General features: G+C 49.6%; 1 protein-coding gene. It reads right to left on the reverse strand.

The features are described from left to right. Positions 1-260, reverse strand: a 260-nt coding sequence (locus AC0QHF_RS00110; protein WP_324702165.1) for a reverse transcriptase N-terminal domain-containing protein, incomplete at both ends; no start/stop codon positions are given.

Raw genomic sequence — 260 nt, forward strand, 5'->3', positions numbered from 1 at the left:
AATTTAGGTTCCCAGTAGGGTTCCATTGCCATCTTAACCAAGGCTTGCTTGGCTCTATCTCGAATTGTCGGGATTCCTAGGGGACGTTTTTCATCCCGTCCGGGTTTTGGTATCCACACTCTCCGTAACGGTTTGGCTTTGACGTTTCCTTTGATTTCTTCAGCAAGGGTGAACCTTTGTTTCGGGGATATCGCTACCACACCGTCAACTCCGGCTGTCTTCTTGCCTTGGTTGTCTTGGGTTACTCGCCTTACCGCTAG

It is taken from the genome of Lyngbya sp. CCY1209 (assembly GCF_055795065.1).